Source organism: Corallococcus sp. AB038B (assembly GCF_003668955.1).
Taxonomy (GTDB): domain Bacteria; phylum Myxococcota; class Myxococcia; order Myxococcales; family Myxococcaceae; genus Corallococcus; species Corallococcus exiguus.
Map to the genome: position 1 here is coordinate 1 of NZ_RAWO01000262.1, position 403 is coordinate 403.

The 403-nt window shown below is 72.0% G+C and carries 1 protein-coding gene; it reads right to left on the reverse strand.

Translation table 11 applies throughout. The annotated features are described in order from the left end of the window. A partial coding sequence (locus tag D7Y04_RS43220) for a condensation domain-containing protein (protein WP_233601878.1) occupies positions 1-403 on the reverse strand: 403 nt, incomplete at both ends.

Consider the following 403-nt stretch of genomic DNA (forward strand, 5'->3'; position numbering starts at 1 on the left):
TTCCTGCTGCGCCTCGGCGTCGAGCGCGCACAGGTCCACGGGCTCCATTGCGGTAGACCCCGGTGGCGCGATGACCTGGACGGGGGTGTCTCCCCGGAGCTCGAACGTCGTCCGCAGCACCTCGTGGCGCTCGACGAGCGTCGCCACGGCACGCGTGAGCGCATCCCGGTTGAGCGGCCCCTCCAGCCGCATGGCGAAGGTGGCGATGTGGGCCGGAGCGAGGTCCGGCTCCCTCACCTCGGCGCGCCACAGACGCTCCTGGGTGAGAGACAGCGGCGGTGGCCCGTTTCGAGGCAAGGGCTCCAGTCGAATGGACTCCGGCGCCCCCCGCGCCTGCTGAAGCAGCTCCAGCAAGCGCGGCTTGTGCTCCACGAGCGCCGAGCGGAGCGTCGCGTCCACGACG